At 30.5% G+C, this 15,203-nt stretch carries 13 protein-coding genes; all 13 read right to left on the reverse strand.

All coding sequences use genetic code 11. The features are described 5' to 3' along the window. Positions 1-13: 13 nt before the first annotated feature. Positions 14-637: a HutD family protein gene (locus tag G9F71_RS15605; RefSeq protein ID WP_164950203.1), complete on the reverse strand. Its 624-nt coding sequence runs from the start codon at positions 635-637 to the stop codon at positions 14-16. A gap of 52 nt (positions 638-689) precedes the next feature. After that, the gene (gene uvsE / locus G9F71_RS15610) at positions 690-1,934 is read right to left on the reverse strand and encodes a UV DNA damage repair endonuclease UvsE (protein ID WP_164950202.1); all 1,245 of its coding nucleotides are present in this window, start codon (positions 1,932-1,934) and stop codon (positions 690-692) included. 214 nt (positions 1,935-2,148) lie between these two features. Continuing rightward, complete coding sequence (locus tag G9F71_RS15615; protein ID WP_164950201.1) at positions 2,149-3,243, reverse strand: WG repeat-containing protein; 1,095 nt, start codon at positions 3,241-3,243, stop codon at positions 2,149-2,151. Between the two features lie 266 nt (positions 3,244-3,509). Beyond that, positions 3,510-4,487: a tyrosine-type recombinase/integrase gene (locus G9F71_RS15620; RefSeq protein WP_164950200.1), complete on the reverse strand. Its 978-nt coding sequence runs from the start codon at positions 4,485-4,487 to the stop codon at positions 3,510-3,512. 125 nt (positions 4,488-4,612) lie between these two features. Beyond that, a complete protein-coding gene (locus G9F71_RS15625; protein ID WP_164950199.1) occupies positions 4,613-4,873 on the reverse strand; it encodes an HPr family phosphocarrier protein in 261 nt (86 codons plus the stop codon). Positions 4,874-4,975: 102 nt separating this feature from the next. Continuing rightward, positions 4,976-6,166 carry a pyridoxal phosphate-dependent aminotransferase gene (locus G9F71_RS15630; RefSeq protein ID WP_164950198.1) on the reverse strand — a complete coding sequence of 397 codons (1,191 nt, stop codon included), beginning with the start codon at positions 6,164-6,166 and terminating at the stop codon, positions 4,976-4,978. Positions 6,167-6,394: 228 nt separating this feature from the next. Continuing rightward, entirely contained in the window at positions 6,395-6,655 is a 261-nt protein-coding gene (locus G9F71_RS15635) for a stage V sporulation protein S (protein ID WP_124999118.1), read from the reverse strand. 119 nt (positions 6,656-6,774) lie between these two features. Next, positions 6,775-8,328 carry a ribonuclease Y gene (rny, locus tag G9F71_RS15640; RefSeq protein WP_185732599.1) on the reverse strand — a complete coding sequence of 518 codons (1,554 nt, stop codon included), beginning with the start codon at positions 8,326-8,328 and terminating at the stop codon, positions 6,775-6,777. A gap of 358 nt (positions 8,329-8,686) precedes the next feature. After that, positions 8,687-9,754: a recombinase RecA gene (recA, locus tag G9F71_RS15645; protein WP_164950197.1), complete on the reverse strand. Its 1,068-nt coding sequence runs from the start codon at positions 9,752-9,754 to the stop codon at positions 8,687-8,689. Positions 9,755-9,931: 177 nt separating this feature from the next. After that, entirely contained in the window at positions 9,932-10,477 is a 546-nt protein-coding gene (pgsA, locus tag G9F71_RS15650) for a CDP-diacylglycerol--glycerol-3-phosphate 3-phosphatidyltransferase (protein WP_124999114.1), read from the reverse strand. After that, positions 10,461-11,798, reverse strand: coding sequence for a 30S ribosomal protein S12 methylthiotransferase RimO (gene rimO / locus G9F71_RS15655; RefSeq protein WP_164950196.1), 1,338 nt, complete (start codon positions 11,796-11,798; stop codon positions 10,461-10,463). Before rimO ends, pgsA begins: the two co-directional genes overlap by 17 nt. 186 nt (positions 11,799-11,984) lie before the next feature. After that, positions 11,985-14,300 carry an FtsK/SpoIIIE family DNA translocase gene (locus G9F71_RS15660; RefSeq protein WP_224626426.1) on the reverse strand — a complete coding sequence of 772 codons (2,316 nt, stop codon included), beginning with the start codon at positions 14,298-14,300 and terminating at the stop codon, positions 11,985-11,987. Positions 14,301-14,477: 177 nt separating this feature from the next. Further along, entirely contained in the window at positions 14,478-15,191 is a 714-nt protein-coding gene (locus G9F71_RS15665) for a ClpP family protease (protein WP_187353485.1), read from the reverse strand. Between the last annotated feature and the right edge of the window lie 12 nt (positions 15,192-15,203).

Genomic DNA, 15,203 nt, shown 5'->3' on the forward strand with positions numbered 1-15,203 from the left:
TCCCCCTCTGGAATTACTCTAAGTAAAATATTGACGCTTTTATAATTATTGATTCTTCGTGACTTCTATTTTGAATCATAAATTGTGAAATGATTTCTTTATCTATTCTAGTTACTATTGCTAAATCACCTTGATTAAGATTTATTTTCCCATTTATTTCTGAATCTATTTCTATATCACCTTTTACTATGTAGAATGCTTCTGTTATTTGCGAAGACTTTTCAACATCATTCAGATTAATATCTTTAAACTCTCCTGCATTAACCGAAATCGCCTCTAATTTCCCTTTGTAACCTTTAGCCATCATTAAATTAAAATCTTTAACCTTACCAAAACTTTTTGTCACCCACTCTCCGCTAAAATCATCCTGCTGAAATGTTTTTAACGTAGCATTGTGATGATTTTCATGTTCAAGAAGTAGTTCTCCCTCAAGAACCATAATAATCCTAGATATGCCTTGCAAAAAAGTAAATGTAGAAGATTCTACTTGGACCTTTGCAGAACTAAGCCTCCATTTAAAATTACGAAGACTATATTGTGAATCCACAGGATAAATGTAAAGCTCAGTTGTTGTACCACCAGACCATTCACTTGTTTTATGTTGGGTTTTTTTAATTACTTCAATATTGCATGACATTTATATATCCTCCTTTTTTATAAGCCTGCCAGTAACCTAAATTTCAAAAAAATCAATAATGAAAATAATAGGAATTAAGCATATACCCAGCATTATACTTATCACATAATTTTTTCAGATAAATCTTAACCTTTTCTTTATGTTCTAAATCCATTATAAGTTTTCTAAAATGCGCATGTTCTTTATCAGAAGCACTACTTTTCACATAGCCCCAAACATGTTCGCAAGTGTTTATAAAACTTCCATTCTCTACTGGAAAATTCATTACTTCATCTGTGTACTCATAGAATTGCTGAATATTGCAATTTTCTTTAACAAGGCGACTACACTCTTTATAATATTTATAATTTCTTTCCATTAGCAAATATTTATATTTTGCCCACTGCTTTTCTGTAATTACATGCTTTAATTTCTTATTCATATTACTAACTACAAGATTACATTTTATAGCTGAAACATCCTTATCTTTTACTTCTAGCATGATATCAATATTAAACTCTTTAACTTCTTCATAGTATTCTAGAAAGTCTTTAATTATTATAGTATTTGAATGCGCCCCTACATGTTTACGTAAATCTTGTTGACTATAATGGACTTTTGGATTTCCATCTTCTTCTTTCCATGTTTTAGCTACCCTATTCATTATCTCTTTTATTGGAATCTCCATTTCATGGTTACACTCATGGTGAAGGTTATCAAATATTACTGGTATATTAATTTCAGCACTTACGAAAAGTAAATCATTAATATTGAATGTTCTATCATCATTCTCAATTACAAGCCTATTCTTTACTGATAGCGATAATCTTTTAAAGTTTTCAATAAACCTATTCATAGCGGAAACCTTATCTCCATAACCACCACCAATATGAAGTATTATCTTATTCTCTCCGTCTACCCCTAATGCATCAAGAAATCTAGCATGATATTCCAAATCTTTAATTGCTTTTTCTACAATGTCTTCTTTTTCTGCATTAAGAACTGTATACTGTCCTGGATGCATAGAAACCCTCATACCACATTTTTTTATATATTCCCCTATTTCATTTAATTCATTTTGAAAATATTTATGCCAAGGAATTTCATTAATACTATGGCTTCCTAGTGGAACTATATCTGAGCTTATTCTAAATAACTTTATGTTATACTTCTCATTGTTCTCTAGTATTTGTCTCAAATCTATTAGATTCTGCTCTAATACCTCTAAAAGCATCTTTTCGGAAAAATTTTTCAGTGTTAATCTTCTGTTTGTTCTTGCATCTATTGTAAGTGGTATGCATGCATATCCAATTTTCATGTTTTCCTCCTGTTCATATTTATATTTATAAAAAACTATACGTATATTGCTACTACTTCCGCCAGGTTATTCTTATATATTAATCACATAAATGACGTTAAAAAGCAATAAAAGATTAAGAAAGCATAAATAACTTTCTTAACCCTTTTATCACTATACACCAATATAAATTAAACTTCAAATAAATATAAGTCACTTACTATTTCATAAATTATTAAAAATCAAATACATTTTCAAATTTAGGCTTTATGACGAATTTACCTTGTTTATCTATGAACCCCCACTTATTATCCATTTTAACCGCTGCTACACCTTCTGAAAAGTCTGAAGCTGATTCAAAGGTAGGTTCAATAGTCCAATGCAACTTACTGTCCATATAACCCCATTTATCATTTTTTTCTATTGCTACTAAGCCTTCAGAGTACTTTAATTTGGAATAGGGGTTATCATCAAATTTAGGTTCTATTATAAACTCCCCCTTTTTATTTATTATTCCCCACTTATTTTCAGTTTTTACTGCAGCTAATCCATCTGAAAAATCTGATACATCTTCAAACTTAGGTTGTATTAAAAAAGTACCATTTTTATCAATAATACCCCATTTATCCTTTACTTTCACAAAAGCAAGCCCACCCGAAAAGTCCTCCGCATCATCAAATTGTGGTTTTATAATGAAATTTCCTTTTTTATCTAAATACCCCCATTTATAGTTATAACAAGCAGGTATTAGCCCTTCAGAAAATTCTACAACTTGAAAATTTCTAGAATAATTCCCAATATCATCAAACACAGGTTCAATTATAAATGAACCACTTTTATCTATGCATCCCCATTTTCCATCACTACAGATTACTGCAGCCCCTTCTTTAAAATTTCCAAGTGAAGTTCCCTTAAATTTAGGCTCTATAACCATAGTCCCTTTTTTATCTATATAGCCATATTTACCATTTTGGCTTGCTAATGCTAATCCTTCTGAAAAATTATATGCATTATCAAAATTTGGCTTTATAGACCATTCCCCTTTTATATCTATATACCCATACTTATTTTCATATTCAGCAGAAGCTAGCCCTTCTGAAAATTTTCCTACTGCACTAAACTTTGGCTTAATAACCCACTGACCACCCTTATCAATAAAACCCCACTTTCCTTCATAATTAGCAGCTACCATATTACTTTTGTTCGTAGCCTCCAGATTATTCAAATTTACAATTTCCTTGCCTTTTTTACTTACTGAAGGTAAACATATGATTAGCCCTGTTATTAAAATAGTAACTGCTGTTATTCGTATTCTTTTATTTTTTTCCACATATTACATCTCCTCGTAACTAAAATAATTAAAACAATTCGTAATTAATTGGTAATATATTACATATAATACCATCATAAAGTGCTTATGTAAATAGATTTTACAAAATATGTAATATATTTATACATTGAAACTATTAAATTTATTTGTTTTTTTATAATAGTAAAAATATAAAATTCCCTAAAAAAATAAAACCTTATAGGTTTCATTTTTTTAGGGAATCATGATGTTAAGGATTTATTCAAATTTTAGAATCTACTACCCCGTTAAAATAAATCAATTAAATCACCAGCATTATTTTTCAACCTATCTACAGAGTGAATATACCGATTAGTAGTTGCCAAATTTTTATGCGCAGCAAAATCCCGAACTTTTTCTACGGTAGCCCCTTCTAAAATTGCTAAAGTAATGGCTGTATGCCTAGTAGAATGAACTTGTAGATTTTTATCTATGCCTGCATTTTTGCATACTTTTTTTATCATGTAATTTAAAGTACTTGCATCTAATTTTTCTTTATTCTTGCCATTACTGGAATGACCAATAAATAAATACTCCTCTCCACTATATAACTTACTTCTCTTAGTAAGCAGAATATACTCGTTAATCATAGCAAGAACATTTTTTTGAAGTTTTACTATATCCTCCTTGCCACCCTTTCTCCTTACTTTAACTACATCATAACCAGTATAAGTTGTAACATGTTTTATTTTAATGTTTATAATTTCTGATTTTCTTAAAGCAGTGGTTAATGCAAGTACTAATATAGTTTTATTTCTATGGCCTAATATAGTAGTTGTATCTATACTACTTAATAAAACCTTACACTCTTCTTTTGTTAAAAACTCAGTTTCCTTGTTGTTTATAACTGGTTTTTCCTCTTTTAAATTTCCAAAAGGATTATATTTAATTATATGAATATCTGTAGAGTTATCTTGGTATTTTAATAACCATTTATATAGTGCGCTCAATGATGATATTTTCCGATTTATAGTAGCAGAAGACATATTTTTATCCATTAATTTTATTATATAATTTTGTGTATTTACTATAGAAACTTTTCTAATATCTTCTATACTGATATCAGAAATAGAATCTACGCTGAAATAATCTTTTATATCGCGTTCATAGCTTTTAGAAGTATAAATACTTTTTCTAGCCTTGATCTCAAGAAAATACCATATAAAATGTTTATTGTCTAAAAATACGTTTGAATCACAATTGTATTCTATAATTTTTTTTATCATATATATTCTCCCTTAATATTTTCCTTTTTCTATGAATTTTAAAAAGCTGCAAACAGTAAGTTAGCAGCTTTTTAAAGTATACAGACTATAATGCATCTTTGGCTCGTTATTTTTTAAATGATTAATTACTCTTCTAATGAGCTAATTAGGTTTACTATTTCTTCTAAGGCTAATTTTTCATCATCACCATTTGCTATAACGTTTACAGTACTGTTAGAACCAACACCAAGAGACAGAATACCTATTAAACTCTTAATATTGGCCTTTTTACCCATATATTCTAAACCTATATCGGATTTGAAAGAAGCAGCTTTCCTTACTAATAATGTAGCTGGCCTTGCATGCAGACCTTTTGGATTACTAACCATAACTTCTCTTGTTACCAATTCACTTCACCCCAATACTTTAATAATAGCATGAGCTAATATATAAAAGTTTACTATTAACTCATACTATTATAATAGCATTAAAAAGTATGTAAATCAATTTTAAATATTTTCAACAAACTTTGCTATTCTATCAATTCCATTTTTTATGTTTTCCATTGAAGTAGCATAGGATAGTCTAATAAAATTATCTGCTCCAAATGCAATACCGGGTATAACCGCAACTTTTTCCTTTTGAAGTAAAAGTTCTGAAAATTGGAGTGAATCTTTTATAATTTTTCCATCTATTGATTTATTTAAGACTTTGCACAAATTTACCATAACATAGAAAGCACCTTCAGGTTCTATGCAAGATAAATTACTGATACTATTAATTCTCTCTACCATATAATCTCGCCTTAGCTTAAATTGTTCAACCATAACGTGCATATCATCTTGTTTACCGTTTATTGCTTCAACTGATGCATACTGGGCAATTGAATTAGGATTCGAGGTAGTATGGCTTTGAAGGTTAGACATCAATGCTATTATTTCTGTACTAGCAGCAGCATACCCTATTCTCCATCCTGTCATAGCGTAGGCCTTAGAAACACCATTGATTACAATAGTTCTATTATAAGCATCCTCTGAAAGAGTCGCTATACTAATATGAGGATTAGTTCCATATAATAATTTTTCATAAATTTCATCTGATATTATAAATAAATTATTTATTTTTGCAAAATCAGCAATTTCTATAAGTTCTTCCCTTGAATATACTGTCCCTGTAGGATTACTCGGACTATTTAATACTATTGCTTTAGATTTAGAAGTTATTGCTCTATTTAGGTTTTCAATTGTTAATTTGAATTTGTGTATTTCTTCTGTTTGTACATAAACAGGTTCTCCATCTGCTAATTTAACTAGTTCTGGATAACTTACCCAATACGGAGCTCCTATTAGCACTTCGTCTCCTGGATTTAAAATAGTTTGAAAAACATTAGCTAAGCATTGTTTTGCTCCAGTTGAAACTATAATTTGGGATGGTATATAAGTTAAGTTATTATCACTTTTTAATTTTTGAATTATTGCCTGTTTTAACTCAATAATACCTGATGAAGCTGTATATTTGGTCTTTCCTTCTTGAATTGCTTTTATAGCAGCATCTTGAATGTTTTTTGGTGTATTAAAATCAGGTTCACCAGCACCAAAACCTATGACATCTATTCCATCAGCCCTCATTTTTTTTGCCTTTGCAGTTATATCCAATGTTAAAGATGGTGATATTTGTTTAGCTTTTTTAGAAAAAATCATTTTTTTACCCCCAACACATATATTATTTGTATATTTTTACATGAATTTGATTTAAATTAGATAATTGAATTTTTGCCTTCATTTATAAATAAAGTGAAGGATATAATTCATATACTACTAATATAGCATTTTTCTTTTGTAATGTAAATAGTACAAATTTTCTATAAATAGTGTACAAATTTCTATAAAAAAATAAAGAGCTTATACCACAAGCCCTTTTTATATTTATTATCTAGGTTGAACTATTAATTTAATTGCAGTTCTTTCTTCGCCTTCTATTATTACATCTGTAAATGCAGGTATACAAACTAGGTCAACACCACTAGGTGCGACAAAACCTCTTGCTATAGCAATAGCCTTAACTGCTTGATTAATTGCACCAGCACCTATTGCTTGAATTTCTGCTGCTCCTTTTTCTCTTAGTACTCCTGCTAAGGCTCCTGCTACTGAATTTGGGCTAGATTTTGCTGAAACTTTTAACACTTCCATAATAAACCTCCTATTAGCCAATTTAATTGCTACATTTGTATTATTCTACAAACATAAAAAAAATCCTCTTAAAATTTGGAAATTTTCTAAATTTTAAGAGGAGTAAATATTATATTGGTTTATTTAGCATAATCAATGGCTCTTGTTTCTCTGATTACATTCACCTTAATTTGGCCTGGATATTCTAGTTCATTTTCAATTCTTTTAACTAGATTTCTTGCCAATTCAACAGCACCTGCATCATCAATTATTTCTGGTTTAATCATGATTCGAACTTCTCTTCCAGCTTGAATAGCATATGACTTTTCTACGCCTTCATAGGAATTTGCAATTTCTTCTAATTTTTCTAGTCTTTTAATATAGGCTTCCAGAGTTTCTCTTCTTGCACCTGGTCTTGCAGCTGATATAGCATCTGCTGCTTGAACTAGTATTGCTTCAAGAGACTGTAGTTCAACGTCACCATGATGAGCTGCAATAGCATTTACTACAATAGCTGATTCGTGGTGTTTCTTTGCTATCTCTGCACCTATAAGTGCATGAGGTCCTTCAACTTCGTGGTCTACAGCTTTACCTATATCATGAAGTAGTCCACACCTTTTAGCAAGAGTTGGATCAATTCCGAGTTCAGAGGCCATAAGCCCAGCTAAGTATGAAACTTCAATAGAATGCTTTAATACATTTTGACCATAACTAGTTCTGTATTTAAGCCTTCCAAGTAGTCTAATAATTTCTGAATGAAGACCATGCACTCCTGTTTCAAAAGTAGCTTGTTCTCCTTCTTCTCTTATATCACTCTCAACCTCTTTTTTAGCTTTTTCTACCATTTCTTCAATTCTAGCAGGATGAATTCTTCCATCCACTATTAGCTTCTCAAGTGCTATTCTAGCAACTTCACGCCTTATAGGATCAAATGCTGAAAGAATTACTGCTTCAGGTGTATCATCTATTATTAAATCAACGCCTGTAAGTGTTTCTAGAGTTCGAATATTTCTACCCTCTCTACCTATTATTCTTCCTTTCATCTCATCATTAGGAAGCGAAACTACATGAACTGTTGTTTCTGCAACATGATCAGCAGCGCATCTTTGAATAGCATAAGTAATAATTTCTCGTGCTTTTTTATCGGCTTCTTCTTTTGCCTTAGTTTCAATTTCTTTAATCATAATTGCGGCATCATGTTTAATTTCTTTTTTAATTTCATCTAATAAAACTTGTTTTGCTTCATCGGCTGTTAACCCTGATAGTCTTTCTAATTCTTCCCTTTGTTTTGTGTATAAATCTTGAATACTTGCTTCTAACATCTCAATTTCTTGTTGCTTTTTATTAAGATTTTCTTCTTTTCTCTCTAGCACATCACTTTTTTTATCTAAAGATTCCTCTCTTTGGATATTTCTTCTTTCTAACCTTTGAACTTCATTACGTCTTTCTCTTGATTCTTTTTCTAAATCGGTTCTAAGTCTGTGAACTTCTTCTTTGGCTTCTAAAATAGCTTCTTTCTTTTTTGTTTCAGATTCTTTTGAACTTTCATCAAGAATTTTTTTAGCTTCTTTTTCAGCTTCAGAAATATTTGCTTGAGATATATTTTTTCTAGTATAAATTACAACAAAAATACCCACTAAAACAACAACCAAAATAGCACAACCTATTAAGATCATTCGACTATTAGTATCCATCGATTATCAACACCTCCTTTGCTTATTTTCGAGTCTATTTAAGAGTAAACATGAAAGCTAGAGAAGGTGTAATATTTATTCAATTGGTAGCAGTTTGAATATGCTAAACCAGTATTTGTATTTATTTTATATTACTTTTCAATTAATGTCAAGATTTTAACATTTAAATAAATTATTTTACTTTACTATCATACAATAATTATGCTAAACAATAATATGCTACACCTTAAAAAGTATATACTTCACATTATTATAGTACTAATATTCCACAATTATACTTAGAATATACTACTTAAATTAAAATAGCATATAATCTCCAATAATGAAAAGAAGAAAAAAAGCAAGTAGCCACTTGCTTTTATTCTTCTTTTTTATTAACTTCTTTTATTTCTTTTGCTTGTTTTACTTCTTTCTTATCAATTACTGGAGCTTTTGATAAAGGTAGATTATATTTTTCTCTGATTTTATTTTCGATTTCAAACATTACCATAGCATTGTCTTTAAAGTATTGTTTTGCATTTTCTCTTCCTTGTCCAAGACGTATATCTCCATATGCAAACCATGCTCCACTTTTTTGTACAATTTCTTCTTTAACGCCTATATCTAAAACATCTCCCTCACGAGATATACCTTCACCGTACATAATATCAAATTCAGCTTGTTTAAATGGAGGAGCAACTTTATTTTTGACTATTTTTATTCTTGTTCTATTACCCATAAATTGATCACCTTGTTTAATTGTATCTATTCTTCTGATATCTATTCTAACAGAAGCATAAAATTTTAATGCTCTACCGCCAGGAGTTACTTCTGGATTTCCAAACATTACTCCAACTTTTTCTCTTAATTGGTTTATAAACACAAGAACACATTTTGATTTATTTATAGATCCAGCAAGTTTTCTTAGTGCTTGTGACATAAGTCTTGCTTGCAATCCTATATGAGAGTCTCCCATTTCGCCTTCAATTTCGGCTTTAGGCACCAATGCGGCTACTGAATCCACAACAATAACATCTATAGCCCCTGAACGAACTAAGGCCTCTGTAATCTCTAAAGCCTGCTCACCAGTATCTGGCTGAGAAACTATTAAATCATCTATATTAATTCCTAGTGATTTAGCATAAATAGGATCTAGTGCATGTTCTACATCAATAAATGCAGCTGTGCCTCCTTCCTTCTGTGCTTCTGCCACTATATGTAGTGCAACTGTAGTTTTACCTGAAGATTCTGGTCCAAAAATTTCAATCATTCTTCCTCTAGGAACACCACCTATACCCAGCCCTATATCCAGTCCTAAACAACCAGTAGAAATAGCATCTAAATTTAAAGTACTATGGTCTCCCAGTTTCATTATTGAACCTTTACCAAATTGTTTCTCTATTTGACCCATAGCTGCTTCTAGTGCTTTTAATTTTTCATTATTCATACATTTCCCCTTAGGGTTCACCATCCTTCTTATTGCGAACATTTGTTCTATGTTAAGTATACACCATTTGTTTTGCATGGTCAACATGCAAAATAAAAGTTCCTAGTTTTTCCTTCTCTTGGAATATTACAATAGGAACTCCATTATTTGTATTATTAACAAACTATAATAAATTAATCACTTATCAATTCTAATTGAGTCTTTATTTTTAACAAAATAGTCAACTCCTGATATTATTGTAATAATTACTGCAGCAGCCATAAATATATCAGTTAGCACATTTAAAATTGGATGTACATAAGATAAGTTTAATAATGCTGTAATTATAGCAACTATTTGAATAACAGTTTTTATTTTTCCCCACCAGCTAGCTGCAATTACTTTCCCCTCCGAGGCGGCTATTGTTCGAAGACCTGAAACTGCAAATTCTCTAGCAATTATAATCATAGCTACCCAACTAGCTACAATCTGAAGTTCCACTAAGGAAACAAGTGCAGCAGTTACCAATAGTTTATCAGCTAGAGGATCCATAAATTTACCGAAATTAGTTATTTGGTTTCTGCTTCTAGCTATATATCCATCTAATTTGTCTGTAAGAGAAGCTACTATGAAAATAATAGTAGCCACTTCTCTTCCATAAGGTATGTCTTGAACTGCCATAAATATTAAAAATATAGGCACTAGAAAAATTCGGAGCATTGTAAGTTTATTCGCAAGATTCATAGCACACAACTCCTATTAAATCGTATTCTAAAGCTTTAGTAACTTTGACATTAACAAATTCTCCCTTATTATACACCACATCAGATTCAAAGAAAATATTTCCATCAACCTCTGGTGCCATTTCATAACCCCTGCCAAAATATGTTTTATCATTAACCCCTTCTACTAAAACCTTGTATGTTTTTCCTATCTTTTTACTATTTAGTTCTTTGGATATACTTTGTTGTATTAACATCAGTTCTTCTTCACGTTTTACTTTTATATCTTCAGAAATTTGATTTTCCATTTCTGCTGCGGCAGTACCATCTTCCATTGAATACTTAAATACTCCCAATTTGTCAAATTTAGTTTCTTTAATAAACTGTTTTAACTCCTTAAAATTTTCCTCTGTTTCACCTGGGAATCCAACAATAAGTGTAGTTCTAAGGTTTACTCCAGCAATGTTTTTTCTCATCTTGTTTATGTTTTCTGTTATAATATTCTTTCTTCCTTTTCTTCTCATGGATTTAAGAATATCATCACTTATATGTTGGATTGGTATATCTACATATTTGCATACTTTATCGTTTATTGATATTTCACTTATAATTTCATCCGTAATTTCTTCTGCATAACAGTAAAGTACTCTAATCCATTCAATTTCACTTATTTCAGAAATTTTTCTTATCAGCTTATGCAAGGTTTTCTCACCGTACAAATCAATACCATATCTAGTAGTATCTTGAGCAACTAAAATAATTTCTTTGCAACCATGCTGGCTTAAGTCCTTAACCTCTTGTACTATATTTTCCATCTTTCTGCTTCTATATTTACCTCTAATATTTGGTATTGCACAATATGCACAAGCATTATCACAGCCCTCTGATATTCTAACATAAGCTGTGTACGTTCCTGTAGTTAATACCCTTTGACCTTCATTAATATTTTCATCACTATAAGTATAATGTTGTACTTTAATATTTTTGGAAAGCACCTCTTCTATACTACTTAGTAACTTACTATAATCGTTGACACCAAGCATTATATCAAGTTCTGGCATAAGCTCAAGCAGTTCTGCTCCATAACGCTGAGTAAGGCACCCAGTTGCAATTAAAACCGTACACTTGTATTTGTCTTTGTATTTTGACATTTCTAAAATAGTGTCTATTGATTCTTGTTTTGAAGATTCTATAAATCCACAAGTATTTACTAAAATTATATTTGCAAGTTTAGGATCGTTTGTAATGTCATATTTTTCACTTAAACTACCTATTATAATCTCACTATCAATTCTATTTTTATCACAACCTAAATTTATAACTCCAACTTTTAATTTTTCCACGGGTCATCCTCCTTGTTTATATACCTTTTTAGATAACATTTAACTGTTATCTTCCTTGTCTGGTTTTATGAATGCATAATAGTTATTAACTATTAACCTTATACATTTGTACACATAAATTATTGTAAATGTGATTTACAAATTAAACAAGGGTATTTGCAGTTTTTCTTACATAAATTTATATTATTAATCTTTTAATTCACTCTGGCTTAATAATATTTCTCTAGGCTTACTTCCATTTCTACCTGAAATAATTCCACGTTCCTCCATTTGCTCTATAATTCTTGCTGCTCTATTATACCCTATTTTTAGCTTACGTTGCAATAAGGAAGTGGAAGCTTGATCATTTTCAACTACTATTTTAATTGCTTCATTTAATAACTCATCAATATCGCAAGCCTCATCTTTATTACTTAAACTACCTTCTATTTGGTCTATTATCTCTTTTTCATAGTTTAATTCTGAGTTCTGACTTTTTATAAAATCAACCACTCGCTCAACTTCTTCTTCTGATACAAAAGCCCCTTGAATTCTAAATGGTTTAGCCTCTCCTACAGGGTAAAAAAGCATATCGCCTTTACCTAGCAATTTTTCTGCACCAGCGGAATCTAAAATTGTTCTTGAATCTATTTGACTTGAAACTGCAAAGGATATTCTTGAAGGTATATTTGCCTTTATAACCCCTGTAATAACATCTACTGATGGTCTTTGCGTAGCAATTACTAAATGCATACCAGCCGCTCTTGCCATTTGTGCCAGTCTTCCAATGTATTCTTCTACGTCATTCGCACAAACAGTCATGAGGTCTGCTAATTCATCAATTATAATTACTATCCAAGGTAATTTATTTTCCTCAATACCTTTATTAACCAATTCATTATATCCTTCAATATTACGTACATTGTTTTCAGCGAAAAGTTTGTACCTTCTTGTCATTTCATTTACAGCCCAATTTAAAGCGCCTGCAGATTTTTTTGGATCCGTTACAACTGGTATTAATAGATGTGGTATTCCATTGTAAATATTTAATTCAACTACCTTAGGGTCAATTAATAAAAGCTTAACCTCCTCTGGAGAATATTTATAAAGTAAACTTATTATTAATGAATTTATACAAACACTCTTTCCAGATCCCGTAGCTCCTGCTACCAGCAAATGAGGCATTTTTGTTAAATCTGAAACAACACAATTACCTCCTATATCTTTTCCTAGACTAAAGGATAAATTTTTATTTGTAGCTGAAAATTCATTTGACTCTATTACCTCTCTTAGGTAAACTGCACTTAACTCCTTATTCGGCACTTCAATACCTACAGCTGCCTTACCAGGTATAGGGGCTTCAATTCTTACACCAGAAGAAGCCAAATTCAATGCAATATCATCTGCTAAATTTACAATTTTGCTGACCTTAACACCAGCATTTGGTTGAAGCTCAAATCTTGTCACTGAAGGTCCTTTTGTAACTTGAATAACTTTTGCTTCAACCCCAAAGCTACTTAATGTCTCTTGCAACTTAGTAGCACTACTAAGCAATTCTTTTTTATCATTTTTATTCATTTTGGAAGTAGTATTTTCATTTAATAAATCCACGGTTGGAAAATCATATTTATAATTTGATTTTGAATGCGCACTATTTAATTGAATTTCTTGTTCTACTTCTTGCTTAATAGAATTATCTATATGCTTTTCTTTAGATACGCCTGCATCGCCTTGTTTAATATCATTAACAGTTTCTTCTTTATTTACAATTTCCACTTCTGACGCAACTTCATTTGATCTTATAAAGTCAAATATTTTAATTTTATTGTTACTTCCTTTAATAAAATCATTTTTTTCTTCATTTGGTAGTATCAATTCTTCTTGCTTATCGCTATTTTCTATATATAACTCCTTATTATCATTAATTTTCTTAGTCTTTTTAGTCTTTTCAGTGATAAATTTATCCTTTAAATCGAAACAAATGTCATGCCAAGATATTTCTAATATTAAAGTTAAACATATAACATAAATACCAATAAAAATTATAAAAGTTCCCACAGTTCCAAATAATGTATGCAGTGGTACATCAATTGAATAACTAATAATCCCACCATGCAGCACATGCTCTGAATTGTATATTTTATTTATTCCCTGCCAAAACTCACCTTTAACATAATACTTATTAAAAGATAGCATTTGTATAAATAGCAATGTATTTATTATAAAAAGTATTATTCCATAAAACTTCTTACTGAGGTTTATCTTACCTTTCTTAAGGATGGAGCATATACCAATAAACATTATCAAAAACGGCGAAAAGTATGCACCCACCCCTAGTATTGCAAAAAGTAAGTGGTTAATAAAGTCTCCTATAGTACCTGATATAGAATCAGAACTTGAAAACATAGTAGAGAAGATACTAAATAAAATTAATATGCCTATCGTTATTAAAATAATTCCATGAATTTCACTATTAGAACCCACACTACTGCTAACTTTAGATTTAGTTTTTTTTCTAGCCAAAGTATCACCTCCATTCTTAATATTTCTACAAATTTTAGAAATCTCCTTTAACTTTATATAGATTTATAGATGAATTTTAAAGTATAACATAAAAAACTCAATTACTCCTATGGCTTATGGTAAAAAAATCAATAAAATAGATATAAATAGGCCCATAGAACCTATTTATATCTATTTTTAAGCTTTATCTATCATTTCATTTAATTTTGATAAGGCTTCACTAATTCCACCAACTTCATCTATTAATCCATTATCAACTGCTTGTTTTCCGATAAGTATAGTACCCATATCATTTAAAAGTTCATCAGTTTGAAGCATTAACCTATTTACGGTTTCCTTATCGATTCGAGAAGTTCTAATAATAAATTCAGTTATTCTTTCTTGCATTTTATTAAAATATTCAAAAGTTTGGGGAACCCCTATTATCAAACCGTTCATTCTTATAGGGTGAATTATCATAGTTGCAGATGGTGATATGAATGAATAGGTAGCAGCTGTTGCGAGGGGGATACCTATTGAATGGCCACCTCCAACTACTAATGATACCGTTGGTTTGCTAACACTTCTAATCATCTCAGCTATTGCAAGGCCAGCTTCCACATCTCCTCCTACAGTGTTTAGAACTATTAGAATACCTTTTACTTTTTCATCCCTTTCCATAGCAATTAGCTCTGGAATAACATGTTCATACTTAGTAGTTTTGGTTTGAGGAGATAACATCATATGTCCTTCTATTTGACCAATAATAGACAAAACTTGAATTTTGTCGCTTTGATTTGGAACATTAGTTACTCCCAGTTCTTTGATATTTTCAACCTGCTGATTTGAATTTTCCACAATAATTTCACTTTTCTTATCTTCATTATTTTTTTGATCTTTTGGCATTTGCATTCCTCCTAATCC

This window comes from Clostridium sp. FP2 (assembly GCF_011065955.2).
GTDB classification, from domain to species: domain Bacteria; phylum Bacillota; class Clostridia; order Clostridiales; family Clostridiaceae; genus Clostridium_AD; species Clostridium_AD tagluense.

Excerpts from the sequence above, each read along its gene's own strand:
- G9F71_RS15635 (WP_124999118.1), bottom strand. The coding sequence starts at position 6,655 with ATGGAAGTGTTAAAAGTTTCAGCAAAATCTAGCCCAAATTCAGTAGCA.
- rny (WP_185732599.1), bottom strand. The coding sequence starts at position 8,328 with ATGGATACTAATAGTCGAATGATCTTAATAGGTTGTGCTATTTTGGTT.
- G9F71_RS15665 (WP_187353485.1), bottom strand. The coding sequence starts at position 15,191 with ATGCAAATGCCAAAAGATCAAAAAAATAATGAAGATAAGAAAAGTGAA.
- uvsE (WP_164950202.1), bottom strand. The coding sequence starts at position 1,934 with ATGAAAATTGGATATGCATGCATACCACTTACAATAGATGCAAGAACA.
- pgsA (WP_124999114.1), bottom strand. The coding sequence starts at position 10,477 with ATGAATCTTGCGAATAAACTTACAATGCTCCGAATTTTTCTAGTGCCT.
- recA (WP_164950197.1), bottom strand. The coding sequence starts at position 9,754 with ATGAATAATGAAAAATTAAAAGCACTAGAAGCAGCTATGGGTCAAATA.
- G9F71_RS15620 (WP_164950200.1), bottom strand. The coding sequence starts at position 4,487 with ATGATAAAAAAAATTATAGAATACAATTGTGATTCAAACGTATTTTTA.
- G9F71_RS15630 (WP_164950198.1), bottom strand. The coding sequence starts at position 6,166 with ATGATTTTTTCTAAAAAAGCTAAACAAATATCACCATCTTTAACATTG.
- G9F71_RS15605 (WP_164950203.1), bottom strand. The coding sequence starts at position 637 with ATGTCATGCAATATTGAAGTAATTAAAAAAACCCAACATAAAACAAGT.